This window comes from Microbispora hainanensis, from assembly GCF_036186745.1.
GTDB lineage: Bacteria > Actinomycetota > Actinomycetes > Streptosporangiales > Streptosporangiaceae > Microbispora.
On sequence record NZ_CP108086.1, the window covers coordinates 3,664,864 to 3,682,705 of the forward strand.

A 17,842-nucleotide genomic window follows, 5' to 3' on the forward strand; every position below is an offset into this window, starting at 1 on the left:
AGCACGTGCGGTCAACGTGAAACGGGTTTCATATGGGGGCGGATCCGAGCAAGCCCGGTACGTCACGGGACACAGAAACGGTGGCGGTCGTCCTCGCGACCTCGCCGGCCGCCGGGCTGCCCTGGTCGGACGGCGCCCGATCCGAGGGCAGCCTCCTGGAGCGGCTCATCGCCCAGCTCCTCACGCTGCCGGTCCGCGAGGTGCTGGTCGTGGTCCGGAGCCAGGACGCCCAGGCCGGAGAGTGGGAGAAGAGCGCCGAGGGCGGCCCACGCCACCAGATCTGCGTCAGCGACGGGCTCGCCGAGGACCTGCGGATCGTGGCCAAGACGGCCCGCGCCTCGACCTCCCCGGTCGCCGTGCTGGCCGCCGACCTGGTCGCGCACACCGAGGCGCTGTCGCTGCTGCTCGAACATCCCGCGCGCCCGACCGGCGCGCTCGTCGCCAGTGGCGACCCGGCCCCGCTGCGTCCGCCCGTACGGACCGAGTGGGGCCGCGTCGTGTCGGCGGGCACGTCCTTCCACGAGGTCGAGTGGGCCAACGGCACCTTCCGCGGCGTCCTCCAGGTCGGCGAGGCCCACCTGGCCGGGCTGGCCGACATCGCCGAGGACCTGGCCGACCTGGCCCAGCGCCGCCACCTCGGGCGGGTCGGCGACGGCGAGGTCCCGGAGCTGCTGCTCACGGGCCTGGTGCGGGCGGGCGTGCAGGTGCACGCCGTCACGCTGAACACCCTGCACTGCGGGCGGGCCGGCACACGCCCGGCCGCCGAGCGCGCGGTGCGCGAGCTTGCCGACGTCGACGAGGCGCAGGCCCGGCTCGACGCCGCGGTGAAGAGCGGCGACGGCTTCTTCACCACCTTCTGCGTCAGCTCGTGGTCGCGTCACCTCATCCGCCCGGCCGCCCGTCTCGGCCTGACTCCGAACACGGTCACCGGCATCTCGGTCGCCTTCGCCGCCATCGCCGCGATCTGGTTCTCCGACGGCGGCAGGGCGGGGCTCGTCGTCGGCGCCGTCGCGCTCTACCTGTCGTTCGTGCTCGACTGTCTGGACGGGCAGCTCGCCCGATACACGCGCCGCTTCTCCCCGCTCGGGAGCTGGCTCGACGCGATCAGCGACCGGTTCAAGGAATACCTGGTGTACGTCGGCCTCGCGGCCGGATACGTGTCGGCGTCCCGGGAGCCGTGGGAGATCTGGGCCCTGGCGGTGGGCACGATGATCCTCCAGACGGTCCGCCACATGGTCGACTTCTCCTACGCGGGCGCGGTGGCCGACCGGGCCAGGGCGGCCGGGCTGCGGGCGGCGGCCCCGCGTTCGATGGCGGTGCCCTGGGACGAGGCGCCCGCCGCGGCCGCCGCGAAGGGCACCGGATCGGTGCTGGCGCTGTCGCGGCGGCTCGACGCGCTGAGCGGCGCGCGGGGCGTGGCCTACTGGGCGAAGAAGATGATCGTCCTGCCGATTGGGGAGCGCATGGCGCTGATCTCGGTGACGGCCGCGCTGTTCGACGCGCGGGTGACGTTCCTCGCGCTGCTTGGCTGGGGCGCGGTGGCCCTCGCCTACACGGCCGCCGGGCGGATGGCGAGGTCGTTCGCATGAGCCGTCGGCCCCGGGAGGCGGGCGGGAAGACGCGGGGCGCGATCTCCGTGCACATGACGCCGGTGCCGCGCAGCGTCGTGGTGGCCAACCGTGACGACGGCCCGCTGTCGAAGGCGATGGGGCTGCTCGTGGCCGGGCAGCTCCCGCCGCTGCCGCCCGCGATCGCGGGGGCCTTCGTGACCGCCGTGCTGCTCGTGCTCGGCATCGCCGGGGCCGACGACTTCGCGGTCTTCGCCCCGGCGGTGGCGCTGCTGCTGGCCGGGGCGGGCAGCGCCCACCGGCACGACGGTCGGCTCGACTGGCTGGCGCCCCCGATCCTGCGGCTGACCGAGTATGGCTTCATCGCCTCGGCCGGATTCGCCCGCTCCGTGCCGCCGGTGATCATCGTCGCGCTGCTCGGCGCGCTGGCATTCCATCACTACGACACGGTCTATCGGCTGCGCCAGCACGTGTATCCGCCGCCGTGGCTGGCGACGGCGGGGCTCGGCTGGGACGGCCGGATGCTGGTCGTCGCCCTGGGCGGCCTGCTCGGCCTGGTGCCCGTCGTGTTCGTCCTGCTGGCGCTCTACCTGTGGTGCCTGTTCGCCTGGGAGAGCGTGACCTGCTGGCTCGCCGCACCCCGCACTCCCGACGAGGCGGTGGAACCGGCGGCCCAGGATTAACGTCAGACCAACGGTGGATTACCCAATCGGGGTGCCGAGCCAACTAACCTTTGGGGTTACTGTCTGACGCTCGACCTCAAGGAGTGCGGGAAATTGCTCGGAATGGTGCTGGCCGCCGGGGCCGGACGTCGCCTGCGGCCGTACACCGACACGCTGCCGAAGGCGCTGGTGCCGGTCGACGGTGAGACCACGATCCTCGACATCGCTCTGCGCAACCTGGCGGCCGTGGACCTCCGCGAGGTCGTGGTGATCGTCGGCTACCAGGCCCAGGCCGTACGGGAACGGCAGGCCGACCTGGAGCGGCGCCACGGGGTGAAGCTCACGCTTGTCCACAATGACAAGGCCGAGGAGTGGAACAACGCCTATTCGCTGTGGTGCGCCCGCGACTACTTCTCCCAGGGCGCGCTGCTGGTCAACGGCGACACCGTCCACCCGGTGTCGGTGGAGCGGACCCTGCTGGCCGCAGAGAACACCTCCGACATCCTGCTCGCCGTCGACGACGTGAAGTCGCTGGCGGACGAGGAGATGAAGGTGACCCTGGAGGACGGCCGGCTGAAGCGGATCACCAAGCTCATGGACCCGGCCGACGCGTACGGCGAGTACATCGGCGCCACGCTCATCCGGCCGGGCGCGGCCGAGCGGCTCGCCGACGCGCTGAAGGCCACGTTCGAGCGCGACCCGCAGCTCTATTACGAGGACGGCTACCAGGAGATGGTCGAGCGCGGCGAGAAGATCGCCGTCGCCCCGATCGGCAAGGTCGAGTGGGTCGAGGTGGACAACCACGACGACCTCGCGAAAGCCCGTGAGATCGCGTGCCGTTACTGATTTCCGCGGTCTTGTGAGGAGTTCGCATGCCGATTCTGGCAAGGATGCTTCCCGCTCCCCTCTCGATGGAGGTGCGGCGGGGCGCGATCGCGCAGCTCGGGACCCTGCTGGCCGACAGCCGGGTGGCCACGTCCGGGCAGGTGGCGGTCGCGGTCGGCCCGAACCAGGGGGACCGGATCACCGAGGTCATCGCGCCCTCGCTCGGTGACGCCAAGGTCTTCCGGGTCGCCGACGGCACGGTCGACGCCGCCATCGCACTCGGCGCGGACCTGCGCAAGGGAGCGTTCGAGGCCGTCGTCGGGATCGGCGGTGGCAAGACGATCGACGCCACGAAGTATGCCGCCTCGCTGGCCGGGATCCCGATGGTCGCGGTGGCGACCAACCTCTCGCACGACGGCATCTGCTCGCCGGTGGCCTCCCTCGTCCACGACGGGGGCAAGCCGTCGTTCGGCGTGCCGATGCCGCTGGCGATCATGGTGGACCTCGACTTCGTGCACGACGCGCCGCAGTCCCTCGTACGAGCCGGTGTCGGCGACGTGGTGAGCAACCTGTCGGCGATCGAGGACTGGCAGCTCGGCCGGACCGAGCGCGGCGAGCCCGTCGACGGGGTGGCGATCTCCATGGCCCGTACGGCGGCCGAGGCGGTGCTGGGCCGGGCGGACTCCATCGAGTCGGACGCGTTCCTGACCGTGCTGGCCGAGGCGCTGATCATGTCGGGCATGTCGATGGTCATCGCCGGGTCAAGCCGTCCGGCGAGCGGCGGAGATCATGAGATCATGCATGCCGTGGACCAGCTTTTCCCTGGGACCGCCAACCACGGCGAGCTGGCCGGGATCGGCGCGGCCTTCTGCTTCTTCCTCCGGGAGGACTCCCACCGGCTCGGCCAGGTCGTCGGCTGCCTGCGGCAGCACAACCTGCCCGTCGCCCCCGGCGACGTCGGCCTGACGCACGAACAGTTCACCGAGGCAGTGATGCTCGCCCCGAGCACGCGGCCCGGCCGCTACACCATCCTTGAGCACCTCCGGCTGTCGGAGCACGAGGTCCGGGGGAGAGTTGAGGACTATGTCCGCGCCGTCGGTCGCTGAGCTTCGCGCGGTCGCCCAGCCGCAGACCACCATGGACCGCCGCAGCGGCGAGCACTGGGCCGGCCTGCTGTACATGCGGCGCCTGTCCATCTACGCCACCTGGCTGCTGGCCAAGACCCCCATCTCGCCCAACCAGGTCACCGGCCTGATGATCCTGTGCGGGGTGGCGTCGGGCGCCGTGCTCGCCATCCCGGGCTTCTGGGCGGCACTGGGCGCGGCCCTGCTCATCCAGGTCTACCTGCTGCTCGACTGCTCGGACGGGGAACTGGCCCGCTGGACCGGCCGCACCTCGATCACCGGGGTCTACCTCGACCGGGTCGGGCACTACTTCGCCGAGGCGGCCCTGCTGATCGGGCTGGGCTTCCGGGCGTCGGAGACCCTGCCCGACTGGTACACGGTGATGGGCGTGGCGGCGGCGCTCGGCGCGATCCTGATCAAGTCGGAGACCGACCTGGTCGACGTCGCCCGCGCCCGGTCGGGCCTGGTGGCGACCACCGAGGCGGCGGCGCAGCAGTTCACCTCGCCCCGGCTCGCGCTGGCCCGCAGGGCCGCGGCGGCGCTGCGGTTCCACCGGGTGATCCAGGCCGTCGAACTGTCGCTGATCGTCGTGGTCGCGGCGGTGCTCGACAACTGGTTCTCCGCCACCCGCATCCTCGTGGTCGCCTGCGTGATCATCGCGGTGGTCCAGCTCGTGCTGCACCTGGTCAGCATCCTCGCCTCCCGGCGGCTCTCATGAGCGCGTCGAGTCCCGCGTGGCGTGCTGTCAGGCCGTACATTCACGGTTGGGTAGGGGTTTGGTGTCAGTTCCGATACCCTTGTCCGAAGGTAAACCAGGCAGATTCCGGATTGCCCGGCCATACAGACTCGGTGATCATGAAGTCGTGTGTAGTGCGCCCCATGTCGAGGCAGTGACGCGGTGAAAATCTCCTGTGTCATCCTCACCATGGGCAACAGGATCGCCGAGCTCGACCGGGCGGTGGAGTCCGCGCTCACCCAGACCGACGGCGACATCGAGGTGGTCATCGTCGGCAACGGCGCGGACGTCCCGCAGCTGACCGCCCGGCCGCTGCCCGGCACCGCCGCGACGATCAAGACCGTACGGCTGGAGCGCAACGCGGGCATCCCCGAGGGGCGCAACCGCGGCGTGCAGGAGTGCTCGGGTGACATCGTCCTGTTCCTGGACGACGACGGCTGGTATGCCAACTCCAAGGTCGCCGCGCACGTCCGCGAGCGGTTCACGCACGAGCCCGACCTCGCCGTGATCAGCTTCCGGGTGATGGACCCCGAGGGCGGCTTGGTGCAGCGTAGGCACGTGCCCCGCCTGCGGGCCGGCGACCCCGAGCGGTCGTCGCCGGTGACGACCTTCCTCGGCGGCGCCTGCGCGATCCGCAAGTCGGCGTTCCTCCAAGTCGGTGGGTTGCCGGAGAAGTTCTTCTACGCCCACGAGGAGACCGACCTCGCCTGGCGCCTGCTGGGCGAGGGCTACCGCATCGAATACGACGCCGAGCCGGTCATGTACCACCCGCTGGTGCTGCCGTCGCGGCACACGGACTTCTACCGGCTGAACGCCCGCAACCGAGTCTGGCTGGCCCGGCGCAACCTGCCGTGGCCGCTGGCGATGTTCTACCTGCTCAACTGGGTCGTGCTCACACTCCTACGCGAGCGCTCGATGCCCGCGATCAAGGCGTGGTTCCGCGGCTTCTTCGAGGGGCTGCGCGAGCCGGCGGGCGAGCGCCGTCCCATGGCCTGGCGCACCGCCTGGCGCATGCTGCGGCTCGGCCGCCCGCCCATCGTCTAGATCCGGACGAGCGGCCGGGTCCTCAACGTCCCGGCGCCCGGCCTCTCGCGCGCGGCCTCTCGCGCCCGGCCTCTTGCGCTCAGCCGAGCGCCGACATGAACGAGGCGACGAGACGGGACCGGTCGCCGGGGAGCGGCCGGCCGCCGTGGACCATGAAGGACGTCGTGGAGGACCGCGCCAGGCCGTGCCCGTCGAACCACGAGACCAGCTCTTCGTGACGGCGGTGGAGGTCGAGCCTGATCCGGACGTCCGCGCCCCGGGCCAGGCCGGTGACCAGGGCCCGGACGGTCGCGTCGTCCTCCGCGACGACCGGCCCGACGAACAATCGGTCGCCGCTCCGCCAGGCCGCCCCGTAGCCGGTGATCTCACCGTCCCGCTCGGCGACCCTGACCTGCTCGGCGAAGGCGAACAGGCGGGCCAGCAGGCGCGATCGGTCGGCCCCGAAGACCTCGACGTCCAGGGCGCACAGCGCGGCCAGGTCCCGCCCGGGCTCGGCGAGCCGGGTCGCGTTCCGGCCGGGGTCCGCCTCGCCGTACGGGCCGTCGCCGGCGTGGAAGCGGCCGACCCGGGCCTCGACCACGCCGACCGTCTCGAAGCCCAGCTTCTCGTACAGTGGCCTGCCATACTCCGTCGCGCACAGGAACACGGTCGCGTCGCCGGCCTCCGCCAGGACGTGCTCCAGGAGACGGCGTCCCAGCCCTCGCCCGCCATAGCGGGAGGCCACCAGCATCATGCCGACCGCGGCGGCCGTCGTGCCATACCGGGTGAGGACGGCCGTTCCCGCCAGCCCGCGGCCGTCCGGGGCGTCGATGCCGAAGCCCTCGCCGTTCTCCAGCAGGAGCCGCCACTTGCGCTCCTCCCTCGGCCAGGAGCGGTCCTGCGCCAGGTCGAGGCAGTGCGGCACGTCCGCGAGACCAAGACGGCGGACGGGCGGAACGGACGGGTCTGCGGGCTTCATGGCCACCTTTCCCTCGACTGCTCTCCGACGGTAGCGCCCCCGGCCTCTATGCCCGGAGCACGGCACCGCACAAAGTCGATCAAAGCAGGGTGCATGGCGCTACCGACCCTCCCTGGGAACGGAGGTCAGGGGCAAACTGTAGGATTTCGGGCGGTCACGCTGTCTGATCTTGGAGTGTGGGATTGCCCTTCCAGCGCGAGCGGCTCCGTGTCTTCATCGACTCTCCGGTCTTCCAACGTGCGGTCATCGCCGTCATCGCGCTGAACGGTCTCTCGCTCGGGCTGGAGACCTCGCACGAGCTGGCCGACCGATACGCCACGGCCTTCCTCGTGATCGACCGGGCCATCCTCGCCGTTTTCGTCGTCGAGATCATCCTGCGGATCGCCGTACACGGAAAGGCGTTCTTCCGCGACCCGTGGAACTGGTTCGACCTGGTCATCGTCGGGATGGCCCTCGTGCCGGCCTCGGAGTCGGTGTCGATCCTGCGGCTCTTCCGGTTCCTGCGGGTCCTGCGGCTGATCTCCGTCGTGCCGGGCATGCGGCGGGTCGTCTCGGCGCTGTTCGCGGCGCTGCCGGGGCTGGCCTCCGCCGTGGTCCTCCTGCTGCTGTCGCTCTACACGGCGTCCGTGATCGGTGAGCAGCTCTTCCACGAAGTGGCCCCGCGCTACTTCGGCGACCTCGGGCGGTCGCTGTTCACGATGTTCACGGTGCTCACGGTCGAGGGCTGGCCGGAGGTGGCCGAGGACGTGATGACGAAGGAGCCGCTCGCGTGGATCTTCTTCGCCACGTTCATCGTGATCACGGCGTTCTTCGTGCTCAACCTGCTCATCGGTGTGATCGTCTCCGCGATGGAGGCGGAGGTGAACGCCCAGCGCTGGAAGGATGACCAGGAGCTGGAGCTGCAGCAGCACATCGCGGTCATGAACGAGATCAGGGCGTTGAACGAGAAGGTCGACCGGCTGGCGGCCCAGCTGCCGGCGCTCGCGGACGCCGCCGCCCGGGACCGGCGCTCCTGCGATCATCAGCCGTCACACGGCGAGGCGCCCCAAGCAGAGGGGGGACGGACCGAGGGGGCACGGACCGAGGGGGCACAGACCAAGGGGGCACAGGCCGAGGCGGACGGCCGGCGTCAGGGCGAGTGACCTGGGGGCGTCACGCCGGTCCGGGCTCCTGGAAGGTCATCGACACGTGCTCGGCGGTGGCCGTCATCAGGGCCCGCCGGGGCAGGCCGAGCTCGCTCAGCTCCTTGGCGATGGGGTGGTTGCCCAGGCGGATGAGCGCGCCGCCCGGCCGCCAGCGCACCCCCCGGGCCCGGGCCGTCCAGGGGATGCGGCGGGTGACCCCGTCCAGGTGGGCGTAGGCGTCCGGCACGGGCAGGGCCTCGCCGAGCAGGGGCACGGGCGTCGCCGCGATGCCGGGCCTGAGCAGCAGGTCGACGACCATCCGGCCGTCCCTGCGCAGCAGGCACCGCTTGTACGGCGAGCGGAGCCGCAGGTCCACGTCGGCCAGCTCCTTGGGGAAGCCCCAGATGGCCCGTCCGGCCTCCAGCGTGAACGCCTGGTCGACCGGCAGCCAGTGGACGAAGGTGCCCGATCCCGCCCCGCGCAGGTCCTTCAGCCCGGCCAGGAGCCCGGGCCTCGGCGGCGGGCCCGAGCCGTCCGGCCGTACGAGGAAGGTGACCCCGAACTCGTTGTAGGAGCCGAGATCGGAGTCGTGGTAGCGGACGAACACCAGCGAGCACAGGGCCTTGCCCGGCAGGACCTCGGTGACGTCCATCCTGGAGTACGCGAGGACCGCGCGGGCCGCGTCGGCCCGCACGAGGTAGGCGGCGACGCAGACCGACGCGTCGCGGACCTCCACCGGCGTCTCGACCCTGCGACCCTGGACGAGATGGCTTGCCATGCTCCCAGTACAGCAAGCCGGGCGGCCGGGCGACAGCCGTACGGCGGCAAGGTTGTGCCAGTCCTGGTGTCGATTCGGGGGGTGGCCGGTCGTGTAGAAGGTGAACGGGCCCGCATCAGGCGGGCCTCACCGAGGAGGTGGACGAGGCCATGAGGCACTATCTGCTCAGCATCCAGCAGCCCGACGGCGACGCGCCCCCGCCGGAGGTCCTGGAGCCGATCATGCGGGATCTGGCGGTCCTCAACGAGGATCTGCGCGCCGCGGGGGCATGGGTCTTCTCCGGCGGGCTGCACGATCCGGGCACGGCGACGGTGGTGCGGGTGCGCGATGGTGAGGAGCTCGTCACCGACGGCCCGTACGCCGAGGGCAAGGAGCACGTCGGCGGGCTGACGATCATCAAGGCGCCCGACCTCGACGCGGCGCTCGAATGGGGACGCAGGCTCGCCCGTGCGACCACGCTCCCGGTCGAGGTGCGCCCGTTCGCGGGCATCGTGGAGGGCGATGACGACCGGCGATAGGGACCTCGACATCGAGCGGGTGTTCCGCGAGGAGTACGGCCGGGCCGTCGCGGTCCTGGTCCGCCACTTCGGCGACATCGACGTCGCGGAGGAGGCGGTGCAGGACGCGTTCGCCGAGGCGGTGCGGCGCTGGCCGCGCGACGGGCCGCCGCCCAGCCCGGCCGGCTGGATCATCACGACCGCCCGCAACCGGGTGATCGACCGCCACCGGCGGGAGTCCCGGCGTGCGGACAAGCAGGCGTGGGCGGCCCTGCTGCACGCCCCGGGCGACGCGGGCGGCGAACCGGCCGACGAGGAGGGTCCCGTGCACGACGACCGGCTCCGCCTGATCTTCACCTGCTGCCATCCCGCGCTCGCCCCGGCCGCCCGGGTCGCGCTGACGCTGCGCCTGCTCGGCGGCCTCACCACGGCCGAGATCGCGCGGGCGTTCCTGGTCCCCGAGCCGACCATGGCCCAGCGGCTGGTGCGGGCGAAGGCCAAGATCCGCGACGCGGGGATCCCGTACCGCGTCCCGCGCGAGGCCGACCTGCCCGACCGCCTCCGGGCAGTGCTCGCCGTCGTCTATCTGATCTTCAACGAAGGGCACACGGCGAGCGCGGGCGACCGGCTGGCCCGCGAGGACCTGTGCGCGGAGGCCATCAGGCTCGGCCGCCTGCTGGCCGCGCTGATGCCCGACGAGCCGGAGGTCATGGGGCTGCTCGCGCTCATGCTGCTCGTCCACGCCCGCCGCGACGCCCGCACCACCCCGGCCGGCGACCTGGTGCCGCTGCCGGAGCAGGATCGCGGCCGGTGGGACCACGCGCTCGTCTCCGAGGGCCAGGGCATCGTGCGGGCGTGCCTGCGGCGCGGCAGGCCGGGGCACTACCAGATCCAGGCGGCGATCAACGCCGTCCACGCCGACGCGCCGGTCGCCGCCGCCACGGACTGGCGGCAGATCCTGAGCCTGTACGACCACCTGCTCGCCCTCGCCCCCAACCCGGTCGTCGCCCTCAACCGCGCCGTCGCGGTGGCCGAGGTGGACGGGCCGCAGGCCGCGCTCGCCCTCGTGGACGATCTCGACCTGGACGGCTACCACCTGTTCCACGCCGTCAGGGCCGACCTGCTGCGGCGGCTCGGCCGGGCCGGGGAGGCCGCGCGGGCGTACGAGGCGGCGATCACACGCACGCGGAACGCCTCCGAGCGGGCGTTCCTCGACCGGCGCCTGCGGCAGGTGCGGGAACTGCCGAGGTAGAGCAGGACGGCGAGCACGCGGCGGTGGTCGTCCTCCATGCCGGGCAGCCGATCGCAAGCGCCGTGCCGTTCAGCGCCGCCGTTGCGTCGCCTGCGGCAGCGGCAGCACCCGGGGCGTACGTGAGCAGGCGGGGGAGCGCCGCGAGAGCACACCGCAGGCCGCGAGGCGGCCGGAGTGAATGCGTGCCAGCACGGAGATCCGGCCAGGGATAGCCCGGATCCGCCGGCGGGGCCGGTGCGCTCACACTGCGGACATCGGTATCCGATCCGCATCTCAGGAGGCATGGTGAAACGCTCGGTTCTCCTCGTCACAGGCCTGGTCCTGGCCGGCCTGTTCGGTCTCGTCGACGTGGTCTCGCTGCCGCTGGGCGACGGCGAGCACCCGCCGTTCGCGGTGGCGCTCCTCGACGGCGTGCTCGGCCTGATCACCGTGGTCGGCGTCGTGCTGGCCTGGCGCGGCAGCCGCGCCGCGGTAGTGGCCGTGGTCGTCACCAGGCTGCTGTCGGGGCTCACCGCGGTGCCGGCGTTCTTCGTCGACGACGTCCCCACACCGGCGATCGCGACGGCCGCGGTCGGCGTCGTGCTGACCCTCGTCTGCGTCGCGTTCCTCGCCCCGGCTCTGCGGTCCCGCACATGACGCCGCCGCGCACTCGTCATCTGCCGCTCGCCCTGGCGTTGTTCACCGCGCCGTTGGGCTTCGTCGTCGCCAACGCCGCCTACGCCTGGGCCACCCGCGCGGGAGGAGACGACAGCACCGGGGCGAACGCACTGGCCCTGGCGTCGGCCCATCCCGGCCTCTACCGCCTCGGCTCGCTCGCCGCCATGGTGGGAAGCCTGCTCATGGTGCCGGCCATGCTCGGCGCGAGGCGCCTCATCGGCGACCGGAGCCGCAGGCTCGGGTTCCTCGGCACGGTTCTCGTGGCAGCGGGATACATCTGCTACTTCGCGATCGCCTTCAACGGGATCGGCAACGTCGTCATGGCCGAGCGTGGGGATCACGCCGCCGATTACGCGGCGGTCATCGACGGCGTCGAGAGCGAGCCGACGGTCGTCTGGGTGTTTCCGCTCTTCGCGCTCGGCAACCTCGTCGGCACGCTGCTGCTCGGGCTGGCCCTGCTCCGCGCCCGCGTAGTGCCGATCTGGGCCGCCGCGGGGGTCGTCGCGTGGCCGCCGCTGCACGTGATCGGCCTCGTTACCGGCTCCGAGTGGTTCGAGGTCGCGGGCGCGGTCACCCAGGCGGCCGGCCTCGCCGCCGCCGGGCTGCGCCTGCTGTCCGCGCCACCCGGCTCCGGCCGGCCCGCGGCATGAGGGGCGGTCAGGCCGGGACCGTACGGCTCGGGCTCAGGGCCGGGACCGTGTCCGGGGCCTGGGCCCACCGCTCCAGCAGGGCGACGAACTCGCCGGCCACGGCGGGCCAGTGGTAGTGGTTCAGCGCCTCGGCGTGGCCCCGGGCGCCCATCTCGGCACGCCGTTCGGCGTCCTCGCGCAGGCGGAGCACGCTCCGCACGACCGCGTCGGCCACCTCGCCGACCTCGCCGACCTCGCCGAACGGGACGATCGTCCCGCAGCCGGCCCGCTCAACCAGGGACGCCGCCATCGGCAGCGGGGTCGTCACGACGGGGACGCCGCGGGCCATGTATTCGATGATCTTCGTGGGCATCGAGTGGCGATGGTTCGGCACGTCGTGCAGCAGGGACAGCCCGGCCAGGGCGCCCTCGGCCATCCGCAGCGCGTGGTTGTTGGGGACGTATCCGAACCAGTCGAGCAGCCCCGCGCGCTGCGCGTCGCGCAGCATCGGACGCACCTCGGCGTCGGCCGGCCCGATCAGGTCGAGGCGGATGCCGTACGGCCGGAGCCGCCGGGCGACCTCCACCATCTCGGCCGCGCCGCGCGCGAGGGAGATGTGGCCCACGTGGACGATCCGGTTGTCCCCCGGCGGCGCGGGCGGCGCCGGCGGCACGTACGTGTGGTCGGGCACGACGGGATGCGCGCCGGGGAAGCGCGCACGGTAGGACTCCTCGGCGAGCATGAGATGGACCCGCCGCTCCGCCCGGCTCTCGATCGCGCGGATCAGCGGCGGCAGCACGCTCCGCACCGGCCCCGGCAGATACGTCTTGGCGCCGAGCGCCGCGATCGTGTCCTCGTGGACGTCCCAGACCGTGGGAGGCCGGCGGCGCGGCAGCGCGAGCAGCAGCTCGATGTCGTGCACGAGCAGCAGGTCGGCGTCTCGGGCCGCCGTGCGCAGGGCGGAGGCGGCGGCCCGCAGCGCCTTGCCGCGGCGCAGGCCCACGGCCCGCGGCACGTCGACGGCCCGGATGCCCTGCCGCGGCGTCACGTTGCAGTGGCTGAACGGCGCGACGAAGGTGACCTCGTGACCGGAGTCGAGCAGCGCCCGGATCTGCCGGTGGGTGATCCGGGCGTCCTCGGGATGATGGACTGTCGTGCCGACGCATACCCTCATGGAGGAAGGCTGACCGCACCGTCCGAAATGACCGGATGTGCCGGGTGAATGCTCCTCGAAATGCGGCTTAACTTCCGGTGCTCGCCGGCTGCGCCGGCCGCGCGCTCGGCCTCCGGTACAACCAGGTCAGCCGGGGTTCGAGCAGCCACTTGAACGCCGTACGGGTGATCGGCAGGCACAGCACGATGGCCAGCGCGAAGCAGGAGCACGCGATGGCCGCCACGCCGAGCGGGCCGTGCAGCCAGGAGAAGCTGAGCCAGCCCATCTCCTTGGCGATCATCACCGGCACGCCGTGCAGCAGGTAGCAGTAGAGCGTGCGGGTGCCGAGGTCGGTGAACCACGTCTGGCGCTTGGGGACCAGCGACATCACGGCCGCCGACATGGCCAGCGCGGCCACCAGCAGGGCCGCCCGCAGCATCATGCCCTTCCACCAGACCAGGTGGAGGGTCTTGTAGCTGTTCTTGTAGTAGATCGGGCCGAGCTTGATCGAGTAGTTCTTCACCAGGAAGATCGCCACGGCCGCGGCGCCCAGCAGCACGAGCGCCGACAGCACCATCACCCAGCGCTTCTTGAGGAAGTCGAAGACCTCCGGCTTGAGCACGAGACCGAGGACGAAGAACGGCATGAGGCCGAAGAAGCGGTCCATGCTGAAGTCGCCGGAGAGCTGGGAGAACCCGGCGAACAGGTATACGACGATCGAGATGATGAACGGGTACTTCATCCGCTTCCACACGGGTGTGGACAGCCGCCAGAACAGCAGCGCGAGCAGATACCAGTTCAACCAGGCGGGGTCGGTGATCGTGATGCTGAACTTGTGCCCGAAGGCGGTGCGCAGCACGGCGTACCCCAGCTCGACGATCACGTACGGTACGAGGAACGTGTCGACGAGCTTGTTGGTCTTCGCGTTGGAGTTCCAGAAGTTCCTGGACAGGTAACCGCTGACGATGACGAACAACGGCATGTGGAAGACGTAGATGAACAGGTACGCCGCCCGCGAGGAGTCGGCCGCCAGCGTCGGGACCAGCGAGTGGCCGATCGGCACCAGGGCGATGCCGACGAACTTCACGTTGTCGAGGTAGGGGTCGCGCGGCTTCTTGGCCCGGGGCGCGTGCTCCCGCGCGGGCTCGCCCTCCGCGCCGTCACGCCGCTTCGCGCCGTGGGCGGACGGGTCGTCCGGCCGGGCGGGCGCGGCCTCGGCCCAGGCGGGCAGCGGGGCGCGCAGCGGCTTGCCGAGCGGGCCGGTCTGGCGGGGGTCGTTCGCGCCGCCTGAGCCGTCCTGGGAGCGCCGCCAGGGGTCCCACTGGGCGGGGTCGGCGCCCTGACCCGGCCACGCGGGGGCCGGCGCGTACGGCGCGGCGCCGAAGGGGTCGTCCGGGGTCACGGCCGGGCCCGCGCCGGACGGGCCGGTGCCGGCCGGGCCGGTGCTGGACGGGGGAGTGTCGAGGAAGGGGTTCGCCGTCCGGCCGGCGGCCGCCGGCGGTGGCTCGGGGAAGCCGGGAGGTTCGGGGAAGCCGGGAGGTTCGGGGAAAGCGGGAGGTTCGGGGAAAGCGGGAGGTTCGGGGAAACCGCCGAAGCGCGTTCCCGCCGTGTCGGCCCCGGCGCCGAAGGCCGGGGTGGGGAAGGCCGGGGGCTCGCCGAAGGGGGGCGTGGGGGCGTCTGGGCCACCCTGTGCTCCGGGGCCTGCCTGTGGTCCGGACGAGCGCCGGGCGGCGCCGGGGAACGCGTCCGCGAGGTTGCGGGGGCCGTTCTCCGGGAACGCCTGGGGCCACGCCGTGGGACTGTCGGCGGCGCCCATGGGCGAGGCGGCGTGCTCCGCGCCCTGACGAGCCGTGTCCGCGCGATCCGGGCCCCGGCCCGCGGAGAAGTAGTCGAAGCCCTCCGGCTGCGGGGCGGACGCGGGTGGCATGCCCATGCGGGAGGCGCCCGGCCGGCGTGGCTTCCGTACGGGCAGGGGCGGCTTGTCGTCCGGTGCGGACGTGCCCGGTGTGGAGGTGCCCGGTGTCGAAGCGCTTGGTGTGGAGGCGGTGGGAGTCGGGGCGGCGAGGGGAGCGGCACCGGTGCTCCGCGGCTTGCGCACCGGCAGCGGCGGCTTGTCGTACGGCGAGGCCCCGGCGGGTGCGGAACCGGCCGGCGCGGGGCCTTCGGGGTTCCCCGTCTCGGCGGCGCCTGTCGCGCTGCCCGCCGCGCTGCCCGTGCTGCCCGGGCCCCTCTCACCGGCGCTCTCGTCGCCGGGCGCTCGAAAGCCGCTCTCGTGACGCCCGTGCTGCTCCGCTTCCGGACCACCCGTGGTCTTCGGCTCCCGCCGCGGCAGGCCGCCGCCGTCCGGAGCGGGCCAGTCTCCGGTGATGCGGCTTATCACTCCGGTGGGAGCCTCTTCGGCGTCGGGGTCGTTGCCTTGTGGAGATCCGGGAACCGGGGCGTGATGGCGGGAGTCACTCACGGGAGAAACGCTCAGCTATCTGTTGGGAGGCTCGGGGGAACGGCCACGCATGGCGTAGCGTCGCCGCGTCCTTTCGGACACTAGCGAAGGCGCCCCGGCGCATAAGCCCGAACGGGCGAACAGGGCGCGTCCGCCAGGTGTTCACCCTAACGTTCTTGAACGCGTATGTCGCCTCTGGGGCCGAACGAAGCTCTTGTGGCTTCTGTGAATCCCGGTGTCAGAACGCCGGAAACCGGCAGACCGCCGGAAACGGAAACGGGCCGGGGCTCCGCGTCCTCGTGGACGACGCAGGAGCCCCGGCCCGGCCGTGGCGCGGTTCAGGTCGCGCAGGGGTTGGTGTCGGCGGTGATGGCGTTGTCGCCCAGGTCGATGGGCGAGCGGACGCCCTTCCAGTCGGCGCCGACGACGAGCTGGATGATCGGCCCGCGCACCTTGCCCTTGGGCGCGTCCGGCGGGGGCGAGGACGGCGTGAACGGCGTGACCGGGCCGCTCGCCACCTTGCCGGTCTCCGGGCTGACGGGGTTGAGCAGCTTGCCGACCAGCATCTTCGAGTAGTTCCAGCCCTGACCGGTGTAGCGGACCATGGTCTTCGGCTGGTCGGTGCCGTCGGGCTTCCTGGCGTCGCCGACGCCGACGACGTTGAAGCCGAGCGCGGAGAGCTCCTCGGCGACCTCCTTGGCCCGCCCGGCTGTGTTGGTGCCGTTGAACACCTGCACCTTGACCTGCTGCGGCTTGGTGACCACCGGGCCGGACGGCGAGGCGGCCGCGGTCGGGGTGGCGCTCGCGGTCGGGGTGACCTCGGTGTCGTTCGCGATGGCCTTGAAGAGGTTGCCCGCGGCCGGCTGCTTCCACTGGACGCGGTTCTTGTCGGCGACGTACGGCTCCCACGGCACGGTGGTGGCCTTGAAGCCCTTCGCCGAGAGCTTCTGCGCGCTCTGCGCGATCTTGATGAGCTCCTCGGTGTTGAGCGCGTCGTCCATCGTGACGGACTTCGCCGCGGCGGCGATGAAGTTCTGCAGCTTGCCGACGTCGGTGAGCAGGGCGCTGCTGGTCGCCTTCTTCACGACCTGGGAGATGAAGACCTGCTGGCGCTTGATGCGGGAGATGTCGCTGCCGTCGCCGAGGCCGTAGCGCAGCCGCACGTAGCCGAGCGCCGCCTCGCCCTTCACGATCTGCCTGCCGGCCGGGAGCTGGAGCTTCGCCTTCTTGTCGTTGACGGCCTGCGGCAGGCAGATCTCGATGCCGCCGAGCGCGTTCACGATGTTCTTGAAGCCGGTGAAGTCGACCTTCACGTAGTGGTGGATGCGGATCCCGGTGAGGGTCTCGATCGTGCGGCGCGTGCAGATCATCCCGCCGTCGGAGAACGCGGAGTTGATCATGCCGAGGTGCGCCGGGACGAGCGTCTTGTTCTTGTTGTAGCAGGCGGGGATCATCACCATGGAGTCGCGGGGGAAGCTCAGCAGCGTCGCGCCGTCGCGGTTGGGCGACACGTGCAGCAGCATGATCGTGTCGGTGCGCTCGCCGTCGTTGACCAGGTGCTGGCCGTACTTCTTGTTGTCACCCGCGCGGGTGTCGGAGCCCACGAGCAGCACGTTGATCGCGCCGGTCTCGTTGACGGGACGGTTCTTGTCGAGGTCGTCGGTGGACGCGCCTCTGTTGATCAGGCCGATCGTGCTCCGATAGACCTTGTAGGCCGTCAGCGTGCCGATGACCATCACACACGTGAGCACCACGCTGATCCAGCCGCCGATCCCCAGGCCGGACCGGCCGCCGCCCCCGCCGCCTCCGCGCCGGCGGGATGGCCTGTCGTCCGGGGGGAGATCCCCGCCGCCTCCGGAGGCTCGGCTCGCGGCGGTGGGGGCCGGGCCGAGGCCGTCATCGTCGCCGCCACGCCTGCGACCGCGCCGCCGCGGCGGCTCCTCATCCTCGTAGAGAGGATCACCGGGCTCGAAGAAGGGCTCGGGCGGCTCGGCGCGCCGCCCGCCTCTGCGGCGTCCTCCCGCGTCGTACGCCTCCGGTGGGTAATCGGGCGGGTAGTCGTCTTCGGGCGGTCGCTGCCGGCCTCGTCTCCCCGGCATCTCCGCGTAGCCCGCGGGGCCGGCGGCCACCGGCATGTCGGCGTATCCGGCGGGCCCGGGAGCCCCCCTGCGTCCGCGGGGAGCCTCGAAGGCGTCGTCGTACGCGCCGTCTTCCCGGGGACCCCAGACCCTCTGGTCGGCCGGAGCCGGCGGACGGCCGGAACGCGCGCCGACGCGCCTGTGCTCGCTCATCGCAGGCCCGCCCGGCAGGCGGCCGTACGGCCTGGTCGGGCGGCCGGACTAGTGGGCGAGAGGCCGGCAGGATTACTGGTTCGCTCGCGCACTTGTCCTCCTTG

16 protein-coding genes are annotated in these 17,842 nt (G+C 72.0%); 11 read left to right on the forward strand and 5 right to left on the reverse strand.

Annotated features, from left to right (window positions below; translation table 11 throughout):
- Positions 1–80 precede the first annotated feature (80 nt).
- The 6 genes from OHB01_RS17315 to OHB01_RS17340 all read left to right on the forward strand — a co-directional run bounded on the left by OHB01_RS17315 (position 81) and on the right by OHB01_RS17340 (position 5,959).
- Positions 81–1,589, forward strand: a complete 1,509-nt coding sequence (locus OHB01_RS17315) for a CDP-alcohol phosphatidyltransferase family protein (protein WP_328855654.1) — start codon at positions 81–83, stop codon at positions 1,587–1,589.
- The gene (locus OHB01_RS17320) at positions 1,586–2,251 is read left to right on the forward strand and encodes a DUF5941 domain-containing protein (RefSeq protein ID WP_142646385.1); all 666 of its coding nucleotides are present in this window, start codon (positions 1,586–1,588) and stop codon (positions 2,249–2,251) included. The genes OHB01_RS17315 and OHB01_RS17320 overlap by 4 nt, the downstream gene beginning before the upstream one ends.
- Before the next feature lie 93 nt (positions 2,252–2,344).
- The gene (locus OHB01_RS17325; RefSeq protein WP_142622796.1) at positions 2,345–3,076 is read left to right on the forward strand and encodes a sugar phosphate nucleotidyltransferase; all 732 of its coding nucleotides are present in this window, start codon (positions 2,345–2,347) and stop codon (positions 3,074–3,076) included.
- A 44-nt stretch (positions 3,077–3,120) separates the two neighbouring features.
- On the forward strand, positions 3,121–4,161 hold the full coding sequence (locus OHB01_RS17330; protein ID WP_168065758.1) for an iron-containing alcohol dehydrogenase family protein: 1,041 nt from the start codon (positions 3,121–3,123) through the stop codon (positions 4,159–4,161).
- Complete coding sequence (locus tag OHB01_RS17335) at positions 4,139–4,897, forward strand: CDP-alcohol phosphatidyltransferase family protein (protein WP_142646381.1); 759 nt, start codon at positions 4,139–4,141, stop codon at positions 4,895–4,897. Before OHB01_RS17330 ends, OHB01_RS17335 begins: the two co-directional genes overlap by 23 nt.
- 180 nt (positions 4,898–5,077) lie before the next feature.
- Positions 5,078–5,959, forward strand: a complete 882-nt coding sequence (locus OHB01_RS17340; RefSeq protein WP_328855655.1) for a glycosyltransferase family 2 protein — start codon at positions 5,078–5,080, stop codon at positions 5,957–5,959.
- A gap of 79 nt (positions 5,960–6,038) precedes the next feature.
- Here OHB01_RS17340 and OHB01_RS17345 read toward each other — a convergent pair whose 3' ends face one another.
- Positions 6,039–6,917, reverse strand: coding sequence for a GNAT family N-acetyltransferase (locus tag OHB01_RS17345; RefSeq protein ID WP_328855656.1), 879 nt, complete (start codon positions 6,915–6,917; stop codon positions 6,039–6,041).
- A 176-nt stretch (positions 6,918–7,093) separates the two neighbouring features.
- Here OHB01_RS17345 and OHB01_RS17350 point away from each other — a divergent pair, with 176 nt between their 5' ends.
- Positions 7,094–8,059 carry an ion transporter gene (locus OHB01_RS17350; RefSeq protein WP_328855657.1) on the forward strand — a complete coding sequence of 322 codons (966 nt, stop codon included), beginning with the start codon at positions 7,094–7,096 and terminating at the stop codon, positions 8,057–8,059.
- Between the two features lie 10 nt (positions 8,060–8,069).
- On the opposite strand, the gene OHB01_RS17355 is transcribed toward OHB01_RS17350, so the two are convergent.
- Entirely contained in the window at positions 8,070–8,819 is a 750-nt protein-coding gene (locus OHB01_RS17355; RefSeq protein ID WP_328855658.1) for an acetoacetate decarboxylase family protein, read from the reverse strand.
- A gap of 149 nt (positions 8,820–8,968) precedes the next feature.
- On the opposite strand from OHB01_RS17355, the gene OHB01_RS17360 reads away from it, so the two are divergent.
- From OHB01_RS17360 to OHB01_RS17375, 4 genes are all read left to right on the forward strand, one after another.
- Positions 8,969–9,337 (forward strand): YciI family protein, encoded by a 369-nt coding sequence (locus OHB01_RS17360; RefSeq protein ID WP_142646735.1) that lies wholly within the window; start codon positions 8,969–8,971, stop codon positions 9,335–9,337.
- Positions 9,321–10,568, forward strand: a complete 1,248-nt coding sequence (locus tag OHB01_RS17365) for an RNA polymerase sigma factor (protein WP_142646373.1) — start codon at positions 9,321–9,323, stop codon at positions 10,566–10,568. The genes OHB01_RS17360 and OHB01_RS17365 overlap by 17 nt, the downstream gene beginning before the upstream one ends.
- Before the next feature lie 282 nt (positions 10,569–10,850).
- A complete protein-coding gene (locus OHB01_RS17370) occupies positions 10,851–11,204 on the forward strand; it encodes a hypothetical protein (RefSeq protein WP_142646371.1) in 354 nt (117 codons plus the stop codon).
- Positions 11,201–11,875 (forward strand): hypothetical protein, encoded by a 675-nt coding sequence (locus tag OHB01_RS17375; RefSeq protein WP_142646369.1) that lies wholly within the window; start codon positions 11,201–11,203, stop codon positions 11,873–11,875. Before OHB01_RS17370 ends, OHB01_RS17375 begins: the two co-directional genes overlap by 4 nt.
- Before the next feature lie 7 nt (positions 11,876–11,882).
- On the opposite strand, the gene OHB01_RS17380 is transcribed toward OHB01_RS17375, so the two are convergent.
- The 3 genes from OHB01_RS17380 to OHB01_RS17390 all read right to left on the reverse strand — a co-directional run bounded on the left by OHB01_RS17380 (position 11,883) and on the right by OHB01_RS17390 (position 17,738).
- Complete coding sequence (locus OHB01_RS17380) at positions 11,883–13,028, reverse strand: glycosyltransferase (protein WP_328855659.1); 1,146 nt, start codon at positions 13,026–13,028, stop codon at positions 11,883–11,885.
- A 67-nt stretch (positions 13,029–13,095) separates the two neighbouring features.
- Positions 13,096–15,468, reverse strand: a complete 2,373-nt coding sequence (locus OHB01_RS17385) for an acyltransferase family protein (RefSeq protein ID WP_328855660.1) — start codon at positions 15,466–15,468, stop codon at positions 13,096–13,098.
- A gap of 317 nt (positions 15,469–15,785) precedes the next feature.
- Positions 15,786–17,738 carry an LCP family protein gene (locus OHB01_RS17390; RefSeq protein WP_147944052.1) on the reverse strand — a complete coding sequence of 651 codons (1,953 nt, stop codon included), beginning with the start codon at positions 17,736–17,738 and terminating at the stop codon, positions 15,786–15,788.
- Between the last annotated feature and the right edge of the window lie 104 nt (positions 17,739–17,842).